Source organism: Corynebacterium sp. ACRPZ, assembly GCF_022346205.1.
GTDB classification, from domain to species: domain Bacteria; phylum Actinomycetota; class Actinomycetes; order Mycobacteriales; family Mycobacteriaceae; genus Corynebacterium; species Corynebacterium lehmanniae.
The window spans coordinates 80,269-99,126 of sequence record NZ_JAKRMR010000002.1; the positions used below are offsets into that span (position 1 = coordinate 80,269).

The following is an 18,858-nucleotide window of genomic DNA, read 5'->3' on the forward strand; positions in this document are numbered from 1 at the left end:
TATCGACGTCCACCTCGCCCCGTGCCAGTTTTGGCCGCACGTCCAAACGATCATTCGAGGACGGGCCTACCCTCGGTTCCACCCTCAGCGCCTTGAAGATGGCCCCGAGGATCCCCCAACACGAAAAGGTTGTGACACGTGACCGACAAGAAGCAGAACCCGCCCCAGGACGCCCCGGAGCAGCAGGCCCCAGCGGCTGTCTCCCCCACCGGCTGCCCGTTCCACTTCGGAGCCGACAACTCCGGCGGCACCGACCCGCGCGCCCAGCAGGGCGAGTACCTCACCACCGCGCAAGGCGCACGCCTGTCGGAGACATCGAAGTCGCTGCGCGCCGGCGAGCGCGGTCCGCTGTTGATGCAGGATCACCACTTCCGCGAGAAGATCACCCACTTCGACCACGAGCGCATCCCGGAGCGCGCCGTCCACGCCCGAGGTGTGGGTGCGCACGGCGTGTTCGTCGCCAATGGCAATGCCTCGAAGATTTCCAAGGCCAAGGTGTTCAAGAAGGACGCTGAGACCCCGGTCTTCGTCCGCTTCTCCACCGTGCTGGGCTCGCGCGGCTCCGCGGATTCCGTGCGCGACACCCGCGGTTGGGCCACGAAGTTCTACACCGAGGAGGGCAACTGGGACCTGGTGGGCAACAACATCCCGGTGTTCTTCATCCAAGACGCGATCAAATTCCCGGATGTGATTCACGCCGGCAAGCCGCACCCGGACCGCGAGATCCCCCAGGCGCAGTCCGCGCACGACACCTTCTGGGACTTCGTGGGCCAGCACACCGAGGCCACCCACCACACGCTGTGGAACATGTCGGACCGCGGCATCCCGCGCTCGCTGCGCATGATGGAGGGCTTTGGCATCCACACCTTCCGCTTCATCAACGACGCCGGCGAGACCACCCTGGTGAAGTTCCACTGGAAGCCGAAGTTCGGCGTGCACTCGCAGGTGTGGGAGGAAGCCCAGATCACCGGCGGCATGGATCCGGATTTCCACCGCCGCGACCTGTACAACGCCATCGAGGCAGGCGCCTTCCCGCAGTGGGACTTGGGCGTGCAGGTGTTCCCGGACACCGAGGACCAGATGTTCGAGGGCATCGACCTGCTGGACCCGACGAAGCTGGTGCCGGAGGAGCTCGCGCCGGTGGAGATCATTGGCACGATGACGCTGAACAAGAACCCGCGCAACTACTTCGAAGAGGTTGAACAGGTGGCGTTCTGCCCGTCGCACCTGCCTCCGGGCATCGACGTCACCGCCGACCCGCTGCTGCAGGGCCGCCTGTTTTCCTACCTGGACACCCAGATTTCCCGTCTGGGCGGGCCGAACTTCTCGCAGTTGCCGATCAACCGCCCGCAGACGCCGGTCAACGACAACCTTCGCGACGGCATGCACCAGGTGGCCTCCCACACCGGCGTCGCGCCGTACAAGCCGAACACGCTCGACGGCGGCGCACCCACCGAGGCCACTGTGGACGAGGGCGCATTTATCGACGTGCCGGTCGCCGTGAACGGCGAGATCACCCGCGAGCACCCTGCATCCTTCGACGACCACTTCTCCCAGGCCCGACTGTTCTACCTCTCCCTCACCGACGTGGAGCAGGAGCACCTCACCCAGGCGCTGTCGTTCGAGCTGGGCAAGTGCTACGAGGAGTCGGTGAAGACGCGCTACCTCGAGGTGCTGGCGCACGTGGACCAGGACCTCGCGGAGACTGTCGCCGACAACTTGGGCCTGCCGCACCCGGAGAAGCAGGACGTTGCGGACGTGGAGCCCTCGAAGGCGCTGTCCCAGATGGGCGGCACCTGGCCTATCGACGGCCGCCAGGTCGGCGTGCTGATCTCCACCGACATTTCCGGAGATACAGCCGCAGCCGTGGGCAAACTCGTCGATGAGCTTTCCGCCGCCGGCACCACTCCGCTCGTGGTGGCGGAAAAGGGCGGCACGGTGAAGCTGGGCGACAAGGACACTCCGATCTCGCGCACCTACCTCACCGCCAGCTCCATCGAGTTCGACGCGGTTGTGGTGGTTAACCCGCCGGCGAAGACGGACGTGGACACAATCCTCGGCGAGTGCGAGCGCCACAAGAAGGCGATCGTCGCCGTGGGCGAGGCCGGCAAGCAGGCACTGGAGGCCGCGCGCGTCCCGGCGGACCAGCCGGGCATCGTCACGGTCGACACCGCCGACGCTGCCGCTGCGCCGGTGAAGGAGCCGCTGGCTTCCCACCGTGTTTGGGAGCGGTAGTGCTGTAGTCACTCCACAACCCTGACCCTCGCTTGAGCCCCGCGCCGCTTACCCGGCGCGGGGCCTCTTTTCTGAAAATCGGGTAGTAGGAGTCCTGAAAATCGGGTAGTAGAGCTTCTGAAAATTGGGTAGTAGGAGTCCTGAAAATACGGTAGTAGGGCACTTTCGTGCAGTACAATGCTCAATATGGCCTACCTCCGACGCACCCTCGATGACGAGCTCGACCTTCTCATGCCCCATCTGTCCGCAATCGCCATTGACGGGCCGAAAGGTGTCGGGAAAACCGACACGGCCAAACGCCGCGCCGACACCACTTGGTTCCTTGATGATCCGGATATGCGCAGCATTGCGGAGGCCGATTTCTCGCTCTCCTCAGCGCCGGACGGCACGTTGCTCATCGACGAGTGGCAGCATCTCCCCCAGGTTTGGGATGCAGTTCGCCGCCAAGTGGACCAAGGAGCTGCCCCCGGGCGTTTTCTGCTCACCGGCTCGGCCACTCCCGTCGACGCGAAGGGTTCCCATTCGGGCGCCGGGCGGATCTACTCGTTAAGAATGCGCCCGATGGCCGTCCATGAACGCGGCGTTTCCGACCCCACGTGCAGCTTCGCCAGGATCTTGGGCGGAGACAACGATGTGTCGGGACACTCGGATTTTGAGGTCGGCGATTACGCCAAGCTCATCACCGGCAGTGGTTTTCCCGCTATCGCCGCGGCTGATCCCACGGTCCAAACGCTGATGCTCGACTCGTACATCGAGCGCATCATCGACCGCGACATCCCCGATGCAGGCTACGAAGTACGCCGGCCCGAAAGCCTCCGGAGCTGGCTGCGCGCCTATGCCGCGGCCACTTCCACGACCACCGCCTACTCGAGGCTGCTCGACGCTACAACGGGCGGCCAGGTGGAGCAGCCGAATCAGAAAACTACGCTCGCATACCGCGAGCACCTAGCGAAGATTTGGCTGCTCGATCCAGTCCCTGGGTGGGTTCCGAAGCATAACGAGTTCAAGCGGCTGCAGCAGGGCCCCAAACACCACCTCGCCGACCCCGCTCTCGCGGCACGACTGCTCGGCATCGGCCCATCCAGCCTCCTCAGCAACCGCGCGGCCCACATGTTTGGGCCACTCTTCGAATCCCTGACTGCGCTCACACTCCGTGTGCTGGCCCAAGCAGCCAGAGCGCGGGTGTACCACCTCCGATCAAACGCCGGAGAACGGGAAGTCGACTTCATCGTCGAAGGACCGGAACGAGAAGTCGTCGGTGTTGAGGTCAAACTCAAGCCGCGGGTTGATGACGCCGACGTCCGGCACCTTCTGTGGCTGCGCGAGCGCATCCCGGACCGGGTAACCAACCTGATGGTGGTAACCACAGGTAAACAGGCGTACGTCCGCCCCGACGGAATTATCGTTATGCCCCTCGCCCTTCTCGGCGCGTAGGCGCCGCTCTACTGCCCGTCGGTGGAGGGTGAAACGCGGGCGGCGGAGCCGTCGATAAGCATGGCGGCACACAAGGAATCTAGACTGAGGCGTTATGAGTTCATCCAAACCCGACATGACCACCACCGCGGGCCGCATCGAGGATCTGCGCAACCGCCTGGATGAGGCGCAGGCCCCGGTCGGTCAGGACGCGATCGACGCAGTGCACGCAGCTGGGACCGCCACCGCCCACGAGCGCGTGCTGAAGCTTGTGGACGAAGGCACGTTCGTGGAAACCGACGCGCTGGCGAAGCACCGCGTCGAGGCGTACAAGATGGACAAGTCTAAGCCCTCCACCGACGGCGTTGTCACAGGCTATGGGCTTATCGACGGCCGAAGGGTATGCCTGTTCTCCCAAGACCCCACCGTCTTCGACGGGCAGATCGGCGAGGTCTACGCCGAGAAGATGCTCAAGATCTACGACCTGGCCACCAAGACCGGCGTCCCGCTGATCGGCATCTACGACTCCACCGGCCCGCGCTGGAAGGAAGGCATCGTCACCGCGCACATGCAGGCGCAGATCCTGCGCGCCGCCACCCGCGCGTCCGGGCTGATCCCGCAGATCGCGGTCGTGGCCGGCGACGCGGCGGCGCTGACTGCGGCGACCGTGCCGCTGGCGGACATCACCATCATGGCCGAGGGCGCGGCGATGCACGTGACCACCGCCGACATCGTGAGCAAGGTGACCGAGACCGAAACCACGAGCGAGCAGCTCGGCGGCAGCGCCGTCCACGCCGCGGAGACGGGGCTGGCGCAGCTGACCGCCGCCACCGACGTGGAGGCCGTGGAGCTGGCGCGCGCGGTGGTGGGCTACCTGCCGCTGAACAACAAGGCCGCTTCCCCGCTGGGCGCCGAGGCTGCCGGTTCCGGCGCTAACCTGGACACGTTCATCCCGGACGACGACAACCAGCCCTACGACGTGCTGGACGTGGTCAACGCCGTCACAGACGGGGACTTCTTCGAGCTTTCCGCAGGCTACGCGGGCTCTGTGGTCACCGGGTTTGCGCATGTTGGCGGGCGTGCCGTTGGTGTCGTCGCCACGCAGCCGAGCGTGCTGGCGGGCTGTCTGACCCGCGACGCCGCCCGCAAGGCCGCGCGCTTCATCCGCACCTGCGACGCGTTCAACCTGCCTGTCGTGCAGTTCGTGGACTCGCCGGGCTTCCTGCCGGCCGTCGAGGAGGAGCGTGCCGGCTCGTCCGCCGCCGCGGCGGCACTTGCCTACGCGTTCGCCGAGGCGCAGGTGGGCACGATCACCGTGGTCACCCGCAAGGCGTTCGGCCCCTCGTACGCCCTGCTGGGCTCCAAGGGCCTGGGCGCTGACCTGGTGTTCGCGTGGCCGACCGCGCAGATCGCGCTTGCAGACGCCCCCACCGCCGCCGAAGCCATCGGCACCGACGCCGACAAGTACGCCGAGGAGAACCTCAACCCGTACGTGGCCACCGAGCGCGGCCTAGTCGACGCCGTGATCGAGCCGTCCGCCACCCGCGACCGCGTGCTCGAGGGCCTGCGCCTGCTGGAGCGCAAGGTGGGCTACCCGGCGCAGAAGAAGCACGGCAACATCCCGCTGTAAGGAGGCTGACGTGGACATTCAGGTACTCAAGGGCAACCCCACCGAGGCGGAACTGGCGGCACTTTCGCAGGTGCTGGAGCAGCTTAAGCGCGAGCGCAAGCTCGCCGGGGTGCAGCCGGACGCGAACTACTGGGGTATCTCCCACCCCGCCACCGCGTACAACCCGCACGCGTTCGACTCGGCGGCGTACTTCTAATGCGGCTGGTGCTGGCGTCGCAGTCGCCGTCGCGACGCATGCTGCTCGAGCAAGGCGGGGTGCGGCCCGTACTGCGTCCCGCCCACATCGACGAGGACGCGGTGATCGCATCGCTTCACAGCGTCGATGCGGCCACCACCGTTTCCACCCTCGCCCGCGCCAAAGCGGAGACTGCCATCGCCGAATTCCCCGGCGACGTGGTGGTCGGCTGCGACTCCATGCTGCTCCTCGACGGCGAACTGCTGGGCAAACCCCACACCGTTGAAGCGACCATCGAGCGCTGGAAGGCGCAGCGCGGCAAAGAAGCACAGCTGCTCACCGGGCACGCCGTGTGGTTCGGCGGCGAGTGGGTGGTGGACACCGTCGCCACCACCATTCGCTTCGGCGACGTCTCCGACGCCGACATCGAGGCCTACGCCCGCTCCGGCCAACCGTTGGAGTGCGCGGGCGCGTTCACGCTGGAGGCGCTGGGCAGCTGGTTCATCGACTCCATCGACGGCGACCCCACCAGCGTCATCGGCCTATCCATGCCACTGCTGCGCCGCTGCCTGTACCGCTTCGGGCTGGACGCCTCCGACTTCTGGGAGTGAGGGGGCCGAGATCCGGGCGGTTTTGTACGAATCGACATTTTTTCGGAATCTGCCCTGCAAAACCCCAGGTCGGATTTTAGCGTTGTTGATTCGTACAAATTTGCGACGACCCCCCGCACGCGCCCCTAGAATCCGCGGGCGGTGAGGAACTCGTCGAGGACCTTGAGGCCCTCCGGCTGGTGGTTCACGCACATGCGCAGCCACTCGCCGATCTTGTTCTTAGGGTTGCGGACACTTGACGGCTCGTCCAAGTCCACATCCTTTCCGAACAGCGCTTCGTAGATGGGGCGGCGCTGCTCGTCGCTTTCCGCTCCGATCTTCACCGCGAGCTTGATCGGTGTGTCTCCGTGGCTTTCGCGGTAGTTCACATCGGCGCCGGCGGCGACGAGCCGCTGCACGAGAGCCGCGTCGCCGTCGCCGAGATCGTCGTGGCTCAGCAGCAGCGTCAGCGTGTTCTGCCCATAGTCCACCACCGTCGCATCGGCGCCGCGGTCCAGCATGTCGTTGCTGATCTTTGCGCGTGCCTCCGGGTCGCGGTTAATCAGCCCGGCGCACAGCATCTCCGTGGCGTCGTTCGCTTCCGGGTCGTAGACCTCCAGAAACTCCTCGTAGGTACCGTTTTGGGCGACATACAGCGGGCTTGCCATGGTTTTCTCTCCCTCGCTAATAACCTTTTGCTTTCAAGAACTCGTCGAGGACATAGAGCTTTTCCGGACGGTCGTCGGCGTTCATGCGCAGCCACTCACCGATGCTCATGACTGGCTCGTGTGCGTTGGACGGAAGATCCAGATCCAGCTCTTCTGCTCCAAACAGGGCCTGATAGAGCGGTCGACGCTGCTCGTCGTCGTCCACACGGATCTCGATCGCCAGCTGCAGGACCAAGGATCCCCGGCGTTCGCGGTAGTTCACGTCGGCGCCGCCGTCGACAAGCCTCTGCGCAAGCGCTGCATCACCGGACCCCAGATGACGGTGCCTGCCCAGCAGGACAGTCAGTGCGTTCTGCCCGTATTCGACTCGCGACGCATCCGCGCCCCGGTCCAACATGTCGTTGCAGATCGCGGCGCGGGTTTCCGGATCCTTGTTGGTAAGGCCGTTAAGCAACATGTCCGTCGGGTCATTCACCTCTGGGTCGAACACCTCGAGAAACTCCTCGTAGGTGCCCTTCTTCGCCGTGTACGTCGGGCTTGCCATGGGAATCTCCTAATAGCCTCTGGCCTTGAGAAACTCGTCCAGGACGTCGAGTTTTCCGGGGCGCCCGTCCACGTTCATGCGCAGCCACTTCCCGATCGAGTTCTTTCGGGTGCGCAGGTTCGTCGGCTCGTCCAAATCCACGTCCGCGGCGAACAGTGCCTCGTACAGGGGGCGGCGCTGTTCGTCGTCGTCAACGCGGATTCGAATAGCAAGCATCATGGGTACGTTGCCACCGCTTTCGCGATAGTCCACGTCGGCGCCGCCGTCGATAAGCCGCTGCGCCAGTGCAGGGTCGCCGTCAGCGAGCCGGTCGTGGCTCAGCAGCAGCGTCAACGTGTTCTGCCCGTAATCCACGACCGTGGCATCCGCGCCGCGGTCCAGCATGTCGTTGCTGATCTTTTCGCGTGCCTCAGGGTCGCGGTTGATCAGTCCGGCGCACAGCATCTCCGTGGCATCGTGCGCTTCCGGGTCGTAGACCTCCAGGAACTCCTCGTAGGTTCCGTTTTGGGCGACATACAGCGGGCTAGCCATTGGTGCTCCTCGGTGTGGGACGCAGGTCACATCGGGTTACGCGCCCCACAATATGCGCGAATGCCTGGCCCGTCACGGTCTCCCAGGAAACTAGTAGCCTGGCGGCCATGGAAATCAACGACATGCTCGCCCCGAAGCCCATCGAGCTGCCCGCCGATCCGGCCGCGGGCAAGGATTTGCTTGCAGACGACACCGCGCTCGCCCACCCCGACTCCCCCGCCGTCTGGGCCGCCCGCGCGGAACGCGAACTGAGTGACGGCGACAAGCTCATCGCCTACGCGTACGCCCGCACCGGCTACCACCGTTCCCTGGACCGCCTGCGCGCCAACGGTTGGAAGGGCTGGGGCCCGGTCCCCGCCTCCCACGAGCCGAACCAGGGCGTGTTGAAGGCCATTGCGATGTTGGCAGTAACCTCACAGGCTATCGGTGACCAGGCAGAATACGACCGTTGCCACCAGATGCTTTCCGACGCCGACCCGCAAAGCGTGGAAAAGCTTTTACCCTAACGAGGTATGACGCGAATCAACCAAGCGACCAAGCTACTCATTGCAGTTCCGACGGCGCTCGCGATTGCGTCGTGCAGCGCCACGGAGGACACAACAGCTGACACAGCTGCGGGAACCGGCGGGAAGGCGCCCACTGTCACCGCGTCCATCGGCGGTGCCGGGGCGGACACGGCCGCTCAAGGTGCGGACCTCCCCGAAACGGTGACTCAAGAAAAGACCGTCACCGAAGCGGCCGCGCAGCCACCGGCCGGCGAGGCCGCTGCCCCGCCACCGCCCGCCCCCGCCCCGGAGGGCGACAACTGTGCCAGCCTGCCCACCGATCCGCGCCAGCAGTACGCCACCGGCACAGCCCCGGGCCGCATGCCGGCGGCTGACAGCCAGTCGGACATGAACTACTGGATCGAGAACATCGAGAACCACTACGATCCGTGCGCGCCGATCAGCTGGATCACGTTCCGCGGCTCACTCGGCGACGGGGATCGCCCGGCAGGCACCGGCGCCTCCATCAGCGACGGCCTCGCGCTCTACGTCAACGGCCAGCCCGCAGGCGACATGCGGCTATTCACAGAGGTTGAGAGCATCGAATTGCTTAACGACGGCCAGCTCCGCCTCTCCTGGGGTGAACGCGGAGAAGCCACCGCGGCAGGTATTACCGACCACTACACCGTGGACCTCACGGCACAAGGCGACGCTGTGCAGCCCGTCGCTGGCGACGTCGAGCAGTTCAACCGGTTCTGGAACCAGTCCGGTTACTTGCTCAACTAATCGCCGGATCGTCTAGCACCGCAGCGAATGTTGCTAGACGATCCCGCACCCGGCAATCTATTTCCCCAGCTGATGTTGGAGATGGGTGCCAATAAGAAACGGATCGTCTAGCAGGCCATTGTGTCTGCTAGACGATCCGTTGCGAACGGGCGGAGTGCTCGTCGAGAAGCGAAACGCTCTTAGGCGTGCTTCTCCTCGACGCGCTTGATGGCCTCCTCGGCCACCTTCTCCTGGATGCCCATGTCCAGCTCGGAGGTGAAGCCGACGCAGGAGCAGTTGATCTCGCCGAGGACGTAGGTGTCCTCGCCGGTCTCGTCGTCGTCAGCGAGCATGAAGTCCGCGGTCCAGATCAGCGGGATGTTGTCGCCGCCGAGGTTCTCAGCGATGACCGGGCGGGCCTCGGCGAACATGTCGACGAGCTCCTGCCACTCCTCCGGCTTCTGGTAGGTGTACTTCGCGCCGGAGAACAGGGTTGCGGAGAACGCGTCGCCGCCCTCAGCCGGCTTCTTGTGCACGACGAAGACCGGGTGCGGGCCGACCAGCAGGATGCGGATTTCGCCCTCGACGATGCGCGGCATGAAGCGCATGTCCACGAGCATGCCGTTGTCGCCGACGATGTACTGGTCGCAGAAGTCCATGAACTCGCCCAGCTCGCGGTCTTCGGTGTGGTTGTCCACCGCCTCGGTGCACTTGAGCTTGGTGTCCAGCGGCAGGGCGGTGCCTGGCTCGACGGACTCGGCCAGGGACTCGTCGGCAAGGCGCACGCGCCAGATGCCGGAGCCGGTGGAGCCGCGGTTCTGCTTGAGCACGCGCTCGCCGTAGGACAGGGACTTGGGGAAGGTGTTGTGGAACTCCTCCACGTCGTAGTACGCGGCGGTGTCCTCCGGCACGAGGTCGGTCTTGTTCAGCTTGACCAGGGCGTCCTTGGCACCGTAGGAGATCATCTCCTGTGGGGTGGACATGCCCACCAGGCCGGCCTCGGACAGGCGGGTGAGCAGGTCGAAGTAGCCCTTCTCACCGCCCGGGATGTTGCCCGGGTTCACGCGGGAGATGTAGGCGTCGAAGTTCTCGGAGACGTAGGTGAACAGGTCGTCCGCCCACTCCGGGCGGAAGTAGACGACCTCGGAGTGCCAGCCCTTTTCCTTGATGGCGTTCACGATGGGCATGGTGTCCTTGCGGTGGCCGTCGAAGGACTTGTCGGAGCCGCCTTCGACCTCGAAGACAACAATCGCCTTGTGCACGGTTGGTCCCTTTCATGGTTCATACCCCGCTTCACGCTCACACAGGAGCCGTCGGGGCAGGTCAGATTGCTAGAACAAACTGGCCGCGACCTGTATGTTCCTGACTTGACTTTAACCCGCGGCAGTGAGTTCCACCGGGCGAGCGATTTGATAGTGTGCAAGTTCACACCACCGTGTTTTCTGGCCGAACGCGTCAAGCGCGCTGCATTCGTTTCTGTATCGTTGACGGTGGTTTTGCACACTGGTGTTGCACACCGCACACGAGCGAGAAGAAAGGTTGCCACCATGGGCATCGAGCTCGACGACACCCCGCAGTTCCAGCAGTACGCGCACCCGGAGAAGTTCGTTTCCGCGGCGTGGCTGTCCGCCCGCCTGGGCGTGCCGGGTTTGAAGGTCGTGGAAAGCGACGAGGACGCGTTCCTCTACGACATCGGCCACATCCCCGGTGCGGTGCGCATTGACTGGAAGCGGGATTTGAACGACCCGCTGGTGCGCGACTTCATCGACGGCGAGGCGTTTGCGGAGCTGATGCGCTCGCGCGGCATCAACCGCGACGACACTGTGGTGGTCTACGGCGACTCGTCCAACTGGTGGGCGGCCTACACCGCGTGGGTGTTCGAGCTGTTCGGCCACCCGGACGTGCGGCTTCTCGACGGCGGCCGCGACGCGTGGATGGGCGAAGAGCGCGACACTTCCTTTGTGGTGCCGGACTACCCGCGATCGGACTACCCGGTGGTTCAGCGCCAGGATGCGCCCTTCCGCGCGTTTGCTTCGGAGTTGCTGGAGCGCACGCCCGCGCAGCTTATCGACGCCCGGCCGGCCCCGTTCTACCTGGGCGAAGACCCGAATCCGGGGCCTTCCTCCGCGCCGTCGCTGCGCCAGGGCCACATCCCCGGCGCGGTGAATGTGCCGTGGGGCCGTTCCGTTTTCCCGAACGCCCGCTTCCGCTCGCTGGAGGACATTGAAGCGATCTACGCCGACTTCGACAAGGACGCCGAGACGGTGGTGTACTGCCAGCTCGGCGAGAGTTCCTCGCATACTTGGTACGTGCTCAAGCACATCCTGGGCTTTAGCAACGTCGCGCTCTACGACGGCTCCTGGGCCGAGTGGGGAAACATGGTGCGCATGCCGGTGGCCAAGGGCGACAACCCCGACAACGCTGCAGATTAAGTGCGCCGGCGCGGTAGCGCTGTAACATGGTTCGACGTTTGTCCGACGTTTCTAACGGTTTGTGTTTTCCGAATGTAAGGACGGGATTGCTTCGTGCCTACCACTGCAGCGACTACTGACTTGCCTAACCGCGTGACCAAGGTGCTGGTGGCCAACCGTGGCGAGATCGCCGTGCGTGTCATCCGCGCGTGTGTGGACGAGGGCATCGCGTCTGTCGCCGTGTACGCCGAGCCGGACGCGGACGCGCCGTTTGTGCAGTTGGCCGATGAGGCCTTCGCGCTTGGCGGCGAAACCGCGGCCGAGAGCTACCTGGACATGGACAAGGTCATCGCCGCAGCGGAAAAGTCCGGCGCGGACGCGATCCACCCGGGCTACGGCTTCCTGTCAGAGAACGCGGAGTTTGCGCAGAAGGTCATCGACGCAGGCCTGACCTGGATCGGCCCCTCCCCCGAGGCCATTGCCGCGCTTGGCGACAAGGTCACCGCCCGCCACATCGCCGAGGCCGCGCAGGCCCCGATGGCGCCGGGCACGAAGAACCCGGTTGCCGGCGCCGACGAGGTAGTCGCCTTCGCTGAAGAACACGGCCTGCCCGTGGCAATCAAGGCGGCGTTCGGCGGCGGCGGCCGCGGCATGAAGGTGGCCTACACGCTCGAGGAGGTCCCGGAGCTGTACGAGTCCGCCACCCGCGAGGCCACTGCCGCGTTCGGTCGCGGCGAGTGCTTCGTGGAGCGCTACCTGGATAAGGCCCGACACGTGGAAGCGCAGGTGCTGGCGGACCAGCACGGCAACGTGGTGGTCGTCGGCACGCGCGACTGCTCCCTGCAGCGCCGTTTTCAAAAGCTTGTGGAGGAGGCCCCGGCGCCGTTCCTCACCGACGAGCAGCGCGAACGCATCCACGCCTCCGCTAAAGCCATCTGCCGCGAGGCCGCCTACTTCGGCGCGGGCACCGTGGAGTACCTCGTGGGCTCCGACGGCCTGATCTCTTTCCTGGAGGTCAACACCCGCCTGCAGGTGGAGCACCCCGTCACCGAGGCCACCACCGGCATCGACCTGGTGCGAGAGCAATTCCGCATCGCCCGCGGGGAGCAGCTGCTCATCGACGCCGATCCGGTCCCCCACGGCCACGCCATCGAGTTCCGCATCAACGGCGAGGACGCGTCGGCGAACTTCATGCCGGCACCGGGCACCGTCACCGCCTACGCGGAGCCGGCCGGCCCGGGCGTGCGCGTGGATTCCGGCGTGCGCGCAGGCTCCGTGGTGGGCGGCCAGTTCGACTCGATGCTGGCCAAGCTGATCGTCACCGGTGCCACCCGCCAAGAGGCGATCGAGCGCGCCCGCCGCGCCCTCGGCGAGTACGTCGTGGCCGGCTTCCCCACCGTGATCCCGTTCCACCAGGCTGTTCTGGACAACCCGGCGTTCGTCGGCGACGAGGACGGCTTCGGCGTCTACACCCGCTGGATCGAAGAGGAGTGGGACGGCGAGCTGCCCACCACCCCGGAAACCGACGAGGACGCGGACACTGAGACGCCTGCCCGCCGCACCTTCGCGGTGGAGATCGACGGCCGCCGCATCGAAGTCGCCCTACCCGAGGAACTCGTCGCGACGGGTCCCGCCAAGCGCAAGCCGAAGAAGCGCCGGGCAGGCAAGGCAGCCGTCTCCGGCGACGCCGTCGCCTCCCCCATGCAGGGCTCCGTGATCAAGGTCAACGTGGAGGAAGGCCAGGAAGTCGCCGAGGGCGACGTGCTGGTCGTGCTGGAAGCGATGAAGATGGAAAACCCGGTCAAGGCCCACAAGGCCGGCGCTGTGACCGGCCTGGCCGTCGAGGTTGGCGGCCAGGTAAACAAGGGCGCAGTGCTGATGGAGCTGAAGTAGCCCCTCCCCCCGTTACGAGCCCCAGCCCTGCATGATCCGCAGCGCCGGCTCGCGATACTGCGGCGGCAGCGCGCCGACGATCTGCGGCAGCGCGAGCAGCACCCCGGCAAGGGCGACGAGCACGATCGCGGTGATCCCCACCGCGCTGACATCCGAGCTGCCGCCGTCTTTCACCTTTTCCGGTGTGCCGCCCGGCACCGCGGTTTCGTGCACCACCGGCGTTGAGATGCGCTTCGCCTGCGCCAGCAGCTCCAGTTCTTCTTCTGGGCTAACCTGCGGGCCGTTGTCCGGCACGGAGCTGCGGTTGAGCCGGCCTTCCTCCCCCTTGCTGCCCACCGCCAGGCTCACGCCGGTGTAGACGGACAAAAAGCCCTTGCCCTCCACCCACACCGGGCCTCCGGAATCGCCGGGTTTGCCGGACGGGCCGTCCCAGTAGAGGTTGTTGCCGATGGCGCCTGCGAAGCTGCCGCACGTCGTCTTCTTGCTGGTGCCGCCGTACACGCACACCGGGTCGCCAGAGCGCATCAGCGACGGCGCCACCACCGCGTCCCCGGATATGGCGTTCTTGCCCAGCTTCACGCCATCTGCCCAGCGGATCACACCCCAGTCGTTGGCGGTGCCCTCGTCCGCGTTCATCGCCGACGACGGGTGGAACGTGCCGGAGGCGCGGAACCCCTCCCCCATTACCAGGGCGCGGTCGCCCTCTTCGCCGCAGTGCCCGGCGGTGTAGCTGACGTTCTGGCCCCGGTCGTTAAACGCGATGGTGCAGCGCCCTTTGCCCACCACGTCCACCACATCGCCCTGGTTGACCACGGGGGTGGCGGCGGGTGGAGCGTCGTTCACCACGGGCGCTGCCACGGCGAATGCGGGGGTTGCGGCGAGGGCCAGGGCGGTGGACGTCGATAGGCAAATGCGTCGAAGCATGGGGAAAGATTAACGTGGAGCGCATGGATTACACACCTGAGTTCCAACTACGCGAGGCCACCGAGTCCGACCGCACCTACCTGCGTCGGCTGAATTACCTCGCCGACGTCTTCGGCAACGAGGCCGGCGATGTCGGCCACAGCGAGCGCGAAGGCGCCGAAACTTATGTGGGCCAGTGGGACCCGGAGCGCGAAAGCGGCATCGTCGCATTCGATCAATTCCACGTACCTGCAGGTGGCGTGTGGTTGCGGTACTGGCAGTCGCCTGACGACGGGCACGCGAACCTCGCCCCCGACATCCCCGAAATAGCCATCGCGGTAGAAAACCGCTACGCAGGCAACCGTCTCGCGGTGAGGCTGCTGCAGGCGGCGGTGGAGCTGGCGAAGCGCCAGGGCGCGCCGAAGGTGGCGCTGTGGGTGGACCCGGACAACGACCGGGCGCGCCACCGCTACGAGAAGTTCGGCTTCAAGAATGTCGAGGGCGAGGACAACGTCATGGTCGTGGACGTGGAGGACTTCACCGCGTAGGCCGGTGTCGCCGGTGCCCGAGCGCGCCTCGGCACAGCAAAGCAAACACCGCGCGGCCGTGAAACGGTCCGCGCGGTGCTGATAACACCCCTGCTAGGCGATGACCACCACGAGGTCGCCGCCTTCCACCTTGGTCGGCTGGGTGAACGCGACGCGCTCGATCTTGCCGTCCTTGGTGGCGGAGATCGCGGCCTCCATCTTCATGGCCTCGATGGTTGCCACCGGGTCGCCGGCCTTAACCTCGTCGCCTTCCTTGACGGTCACCGTGACGGCACCGGCGAACGGCGCTGCCACATGCCCCGGGTTGGAGGAGTCGGCCTTCTCCACCTCGGCGACGGAGGACTCGGCGGACTCGTCGCGCACGGTGATCGGGCGAACCTGGCCGTTGACGGTGAGGATGACCTGGCGCATGCCCTTCTCGTCCGGTTCGCCCACGGCCTCGAGGCTGACCACCAGCGGCGGGCGGTTCTCGTCGATCTCGCCGTACCAGATCATGGTCTCCTCGCCCTCTTCGAGGCCGTAGAAGAACGCCTTGTCGCCGAGCTGGTCGGTGATGCCGTAGGTGCGCAAGTGCTCCTGGTATTCGGCGTACTGCTTCGGGAAGAGCAGCTTGTCCAGGGCGGCGCGGCGGGTGTCGTGGTCCTCCGACTGGAGGTCGGCGGCGAGCTCCTCCGGCACCTTCACGGTGTGGTCGACCTCGCTGCGGTTTTCCAGCGCCTTGTCGCGCAGCAGCGGCCAGCCGCCCGGAGGCGTGCCCAGCTCACCCTGCAGGAAGCCGATGACGGATTCCGGGATATCGTACTTGCGCGGGTTTTCGGCGAACTCCTGCGGGCTGACACCCTGGCCCACCAGCTGCAGCGCTAGGTCGCCGACGACCTTGGAGGACGGGGTGACCTTGGTCGGGCGGCCGAGGATTTCGTTCACGCCGGCGTAGTAGTCCTCGATGAGCTCGAAGCGGTCCTCCAGACCCAGCGCCTTGGCCTGCGTGCGCAGGTTGGACAGCTGGCCGCCCGGGATCTCGTGCTTGTACACGCGGCCGGTCGGGCCCGGGATGCCGGACTCGAACGGGGCGTAGACCTGGCGCACGGCCTCCCAGTAGGGCTCCATGTCGAAGACGGCCTGCAGGTCGATGCCGGTGTCGCGCTCCGTCTCCGCAAAGGCGGCGACGAGGGCGGACATGGACGGCTGCGAGGTGGTGCCCGCCAGCGGCGCAGAGGCGACGTCGACCACGTCGGCACCAGCGTTCGCGGCTGCCAGATAGGTGGCCAGCTGGCCGCCCGCGGTGTCGTGGGTGTGCACGTGCACCGGCAGGTCAAAGCGCTCGCGCAGCGCGGTGACCAGCTTGGCGGCGGCTGCCGGGCGCATCAGGCCCGCCATGTCCTTGATGGCCAGGACGTGGGCGCCGGCGTCGACGATCTCCTCGGCCAACTTGAGGTAGTAGTCCAGCGTGTACAGGTCTTCCGCCGGGTCCATCAGGTTGCCGGAGTAGGCCATGGCCACCTCGGCGACGGTGGTGTTGGTCTCCAGCACCGCTTCGATGGCCGGGCGCATCTGCGAGACGTCGTTGAGCGCGTCGAAGATGCGGAAGATGTCGATGCCGGAGGTGGCGGCCTCGCGCACGAACGCCTTGGTCACGGAGTCCGGGTACGGGGTGTAGCCCACGGTGTTGCGGCCGCGCAGCAGCATCTGGATGTTCACGTTCGGCATGGCCTCGCGCAGCTCGTCCAGGCGCATCCAGGGCGACTCGTGGAGGAAGCGCATGCCCACGTCGTAGGTGGCGCCGCCCCAAGCCTCCACGGAGGTCAGCTCCGGGGTGAGGTGGCCGACGTGCTTCGCCGCAGCGACCAGGGTGTTGGTGCGGATGCGGGTGGCCAAAAGCGACTGGTGCGCGTCGCGGAAGGTGGTCTCGGTGACACCCAGCGCGGTCTGGTTGCGCAGCTTCTCCGCCCACTTTGCCGGGCCGAGCTCGAGCAGCTCGTCGCGGGAGCCGCGCGGCAGGTCGCCGTAGTTGGCCTCCGGCAGCTTCTTGGACGGGCGGATGTTGGTCGGGCGCGGACCGTTGGGCTGGTTCACCGTCACGGACGCCAGGTAGTTGAGGATCTTGCCGGCGTCGTCGGCTGCTGCCGGCGCTTCCAGCAGGTTCGGGTGGTCCGCGATGAAGCCGGTGTTGATGCGCTCGTGGCGGAACTCCGGCTCGCTCAGAAGGGCGCGCAGGAAGCCGATGTTGGTGGACAGGCCGTTAATGGTGAACTCGTTTAAGGCGCGCAGCGCGCGGTCCACGGCGACCTGGAAGTTGCGGCCGCGGCAGGTCATCTTCACCAGCAGCGAGTCGAAGTTCGGGGTGATGGTGGTGCCGACGGCCACGTTGCCGTCGAGACGCACGCCCGCGCCGCCCGGGGACTGGTAGCCGGTGACCACGCCGGAGTCCGGCCTAAAGCCGTTGGCGGGGTCCTCGGTGGTGATGCGGCACTGCAGGGCGGCGCCGTTGACCTCGATGAGGTCCTGGGTGAGGTGGAGCTGCTCCAGCTTCGCGCCGGCGGCAATGTACATCTGGTTTTTCACGATGTCGATGCCGGTGACTTCCTCGGTCACGGTGTGCTCGACCTGCACGCGCGGGTTCATCTCGATGAAGACGTGGTTGCCGGACTCGTCCACGAGAAACTCGACGGTGCCGGCGCCTTCGTAGTTGATCTCCTTGCAGAAGTTCACCGCGTCCTGGCAGATGCGCTGGCGCTGCTCCTCGGTGATGTGCTGCGCGGGGGCGATCTCCACGACCTTCTGGTGGCGGCGCTGCACGGAGCAGTCGCGCTCAAACAGGTGCACGACGTTGCCGTGGGAGTCCGCCATGATCTGCACCTCGATGTGCTGCGGGCGGATCACGGCGCGCTCGATGTAGACGTTCGGATCGCCGAACGCGGCCTCTGCTTCACGGGAGGCTTCAGCAGCAAGCTTCTCGACGTCCTCCGGTCGCTCAATAAAGCGCATACCGCGTCCGCCGCCGCCTGCAACTGCCTTGACGAAGACCGGGAACTCGAAGTCCTTGGCGTACTCCGCCAGCTGCTTCGGGTCGTCGGAAGGCTCGGAGTCCTTCAGCACCGGCAGACCGGCGCGCTCCGCGGCCTGGACGGCGGCGGACTTGTCGCCCGTCAGATCCAGCGTTTCCGGGGAGGGGCCGATGAACTTAATGCCGTTGTCGCGGCAGGCTCGCGCCAGGTCGGCGCGCTCGGAGAGGAACCCGTAGCCTGGGTAAATCGCGTCCGCGCCGGTTTCCTTCGCGGCGCGGATGATCTCGTCGATGTCCAGGTAGGACTTCACCGGCTGGCCCGGCTCGCCAATCTGGACGGCCTCGTCCGCGAACGGGCGGTGGAAGGAGTTGCGGTCCTCGCGGGGGTACACGGCGACGGTCTTCGCGCCGGTCTCGAATGCTGCACGGAAGGCGCGGACGGCGATTTCGCCGCGGTTGGCCACCAGGATCTTGCTGAAGGCGGGCAGGTCGTGAAGCGGGAGGTTATCCGGGTTCATCGGTTTCCTTTCACAAAGGAAGTTCTTGCGGTCATACGGATAGGACAAGTTTAATACAGATCACATCATTTTCGGGACACTTTGGGGGACGGCGTGGGGGTGGAAAAACGCGGGCCGTCGACAAGCGACTGCCCGCGTTTCGGGGGTAAAAGCGATTTAGCGCTCGATGTGGCGCTCCTCCGGCCCGTTGTAGGCGGACAGCGGGCGGATCAGCGAGTTGTTCTCAAACTGCTCGATGATGTGCGCGGTCCAGCCGGTGATGCGCGACATCACGAACAGCGGGGTGAACTACGCCACCGCCGTGACCATGCCGTACGCGGAGGTGCTTACCGCGGCGAAGGAAACGCGCTACGACATCGACGTGGTCTCCGCCCGCTTCGGCACCGGCTTCGAATCCACCTGCCAGCGCCTAGGCGCCCCTGCAGCGGCCCGGTGCGAAGGCGGTGCCGTTCGTGTTCATCCGCACCGACCGCGCGGACAATGTGTCCAAGCGCCAGGCCACGGCGGGGTTCCTTTTCTCTCGCCCGCGCACGAAGTGCCCGCAG

At 66.0% G+C, this 18,858-nt stretch carries 16 protein-coding genes and 2 pseudogenes; 11 read left to right on the forward strand and 7 right to left on the reverse strand.

Going from position 1 to position 18,858, the window contains the following annotated elements; all coding sequences use genetic code 11:
• Positions 1 to 138: 138 nt before the first annotated feature.
• From MHX64_RS01785 to MHX64_RS01805, 5 genes are all read left to right on the forward strand, one after another.
• Complete coding sequence (locus MHX64_RS01785; RefSeq protein WP_239356846.1) at positions 139 to 2,235, forward strand: catalase; 2,097 nt, start codon at positions 139 to 141, stop codon at positions 2,233 to 2,235.
• A 186-nt stretch (positions 2,236 to 2,421) separates the two neighbouring features.
• Entirely contained in the window at positions 2,422 to 3,669 is a 1,248-nt protein-coding gene (locus MHX64_RS01790; RefSeq protein ID WP_239356847.1) for an ATP-binding protein, read from the forward strand.
• Positions 3,670 to 3,763: 94 nt separating this feature from the next.
• Positions 3,764 to 5,278 carry an acyl-CoA carboxylase subunit beta gene (locus MHX64_RS01795; RefSeq protein WP_239356848.1) on the forward strand — a complete coding sequence of 505 codons (1,515 nt, stop codon included), beginning with the start codon at positions 3,764 to 3,766 and terminating at the stop codon, positions 5,276 to 5,278.
• Between the two features lie 10 nt (positions 5,279 to 5,288).
• The gene (locus tag MHX64_RS01800) at positions 5,289 to 5,474 is read left to right on the forward strand and encodes an acyl-CoA carboxylase subunit epsilon (RefSeq protein ID WP_181889929.1); all 186 of its coding nucleotides are present in this window, start codon (positions 5,289 to 5,291) and stop codon (positions 5,472 to 5,474) included.
• Positions 5,474 to 6,064 carry a nucleoside triphosphate pyrophosphatase gene (locus MHX64_RS01805; RefSeq protein ID WP_181889928.1) on the forward strand — a complete coding sequence of 197 codons (591 nt, stop codon included), beginning with the start codon at positions 5,474 to 5,476 and terminating at the stop codon, positions 6,062 to 6,064. Before MHX64_RS01800 ends, MHX64_RS01805 begins: the two co-directional genes overlap by 1 nt.
• A gap of 125 nt (positions 6,065 to 6,189) precedes the next feature.
• Here the strand turns inward: MHX64_RS01805 and MHX64_RS01810 are convergent, their stop codons facing one another.
• The 3 genes from MHX64_RS01810 to MHX64_RS01820 are packed head-to-tail and all read right to left on the reverse strand — an operon-like array spanning position 6,190 to position 7,786.
• Positions 6,190 to 6,711 carry a hypothetical protein gene (locus MHX64_RS01810; RefSeq protein ID WP_181889927.1) on the reverse strand — a complete coding sequence of 174 codons (522 nt, stop codon included), beginning with the start codon at positions 6,709 to 6,711 and terminating at the stop codon, positions 6,190 to 6,192.
• Between the two features lie 16 nt (positions 6,712 to 6,727).
• Positions 6,728 to 7,255: a hypothetical protein gene (locus MHX64_RS01815; protein ID WP_181889926.1), complete on the reverse strand. Its 528-nt coding sequence runs from the start codon at positions 7,253 to 7,255 to the stop codon at positions 6,728 to 6,730.
• A gap of 9 nt (positions 7,256 to 7,264) precedes the next feature.
• Positions 7,265 to 7,786: a hypothetical protein gene (locus MHX64_RS01820; RefSeq protein ID WP_181889925.1), complete on the reverse strand. Its 522-nt coding sequence runs from the start codon at positions 7,784 to 7,786 to the stop codon at positions 7,265 to 7,267.
• A gap of 107 nt (positions 7,787 to 7,893) precedes the next feature.
• On the opposite strand from MHX64_RS01820, the gene MHX64_RS01825 reads away from it, so the two are divergent.
• Positions 7,894 to 8,292, forward strand: a complete 399-nt coding sequence (locus MHX64_RS01825) for a DUF3151 domain-containing protein (RefSeq protein WP_181889924.1) — start codon at positions 7,894 to 7,896, stop codon at positions 8,290 to 8,292.
• Between the two features lie 6 nt (positions 8,293 to 8,298).
• A complete protein-coding gene (locus MHX64_RS01830) occupies positions 8,299 to 9,057 on the forward strand; it encodes a hypothetical protein (RefSeq protein ID WP_239406314.1) in 759 nt (252 codons plus the stop codon).
• Positions 9,058 to 9,236: 179 nt separating this feature from the next.
• On the opposite strand, the gene MHX64_RS01835 is transcribed toward MHX64_RS01830, so the two are convergent.
• Positions 9,237 to 10,298 (reverse strand): Cj0069 family protein, encoded by a 1,062-nt coding sequence (locus tag MHX64_RS01835; RefSeq protein ID WP_181889922.1) that lies wholly within the window; start codon positions 10,296 to 10,298, stop codon positions 9,237 to 9,239.
• Positions 10,299 to 10,583: 285 nt separating this feature from the next.
• On the opposite strand from MHX64_RS01835, the gene MHX64_RS01840 reads away from it, so the two are divergent.
• Together MHX64_RS01840 and MHX64_RS01845 are read left to right on the forward strand one after the other, a co-directional pair.
• Positions 10,584 to 11,468, forward strand: a complete 885-nt coding sequence (locus MHX64_RS01840; RefSeq protein WP_181889921.1) for a sulfurtransferase — start codon at positions 10,584 to 10,586, stop codon at positions 11,466 to 11,468.
• Between the two features lie 93 nt (positions 11,469 to 11,561).
• On the forward strand, positions 11,562 to 13,340 hold the full coding sequence (locus MHX64_RS01845) for an acetyl/propionyl/methylcrotonyl-CoA carboxylase subunit alpha (RefSeq protein ID WP_239357040.1): 1,779 nt from the start codon (positions 11,562 to 11,564) through the stop codon (positions 13,338 to 13,340).
• Between the two features lie 12 nt (positions 13,341 to 13,352).
• On the opposite strand, the gene MHX64_RS01850 is transcribed toward MHX64_RS01845, so the two are convergent.
• Complete coding sequence (locus tag MHX64_RS01850; RefSeq protein ID WP_181889920.1) at positions 13,353 to 14,264, reverse strand: hypothetical protein; 912 nt, start codon at positions 14,262 to 14,264, stop codon at positions 13,353 to 13,355.
• 23 nt (positions 14,265 to 14,287) lie between these two features.
• Between MHX64_RS01850 and MHX64_RS01855 the strand changes: the two genes are divergently transcribed.
• Positions 14,288 to 14,791: an N-acetyltransferase gene (locus MHX64_RS01855; RefSeq protein ID WP_181889919.1), complete on the forward strand. Its 504-nt coding sequence runs from the start codon at positions 14,288 to 14,290 to the stop codon at positions 14,789 to 14,791.
• Between the two features lie 93 nt (positions 14,792 to 14,884).
• Here MHX64_RS01855 and MHX64_RS01860 read toward each other — a convergent pair whose 3' ends face one another.
• Both MHX64_RS01860 and MHX64_RS01865 read right to left on the reverse strand, forming a co-directional pair.
• Positions 14,885 to 18,313 carry a pyruvate carboxylase gene (locus MHX64_RS01860; protein WP_239357042.1) on the reverse strand — a complete coding sequence of 1,143 codons (3,429 nt, stop codon included), beginning with the start codon at positions 18,311 to 18,313 and terminating at the stop codon, positions 14,885 to 14,887.
• Between the two features lie 156 nt (positions 18,314 to 18,469).
• Positions 18,470 to 18,601 (reverse strand): annotated as a pseudogene (locus tag MHX64_RS01865) (citrate/2-methylcitrate synthase); the annotation flags it as partial.
• Position 18,602: 1 nt separating this feature from the next.
• Here MHX64_RS01865 and MHX64_RS01870 point away from each other — a divergent pair.
• Positions 18,603 to 18,855, forward strand: a pseudogene (locus tag MHX64_RS01870) (short-chain fatty acyl-CoA regulator family protein); the annotation flags it as partial.
• Between the last annotated feature and the right edge of the window lie 3 nt (positions 18,856 to 18,858).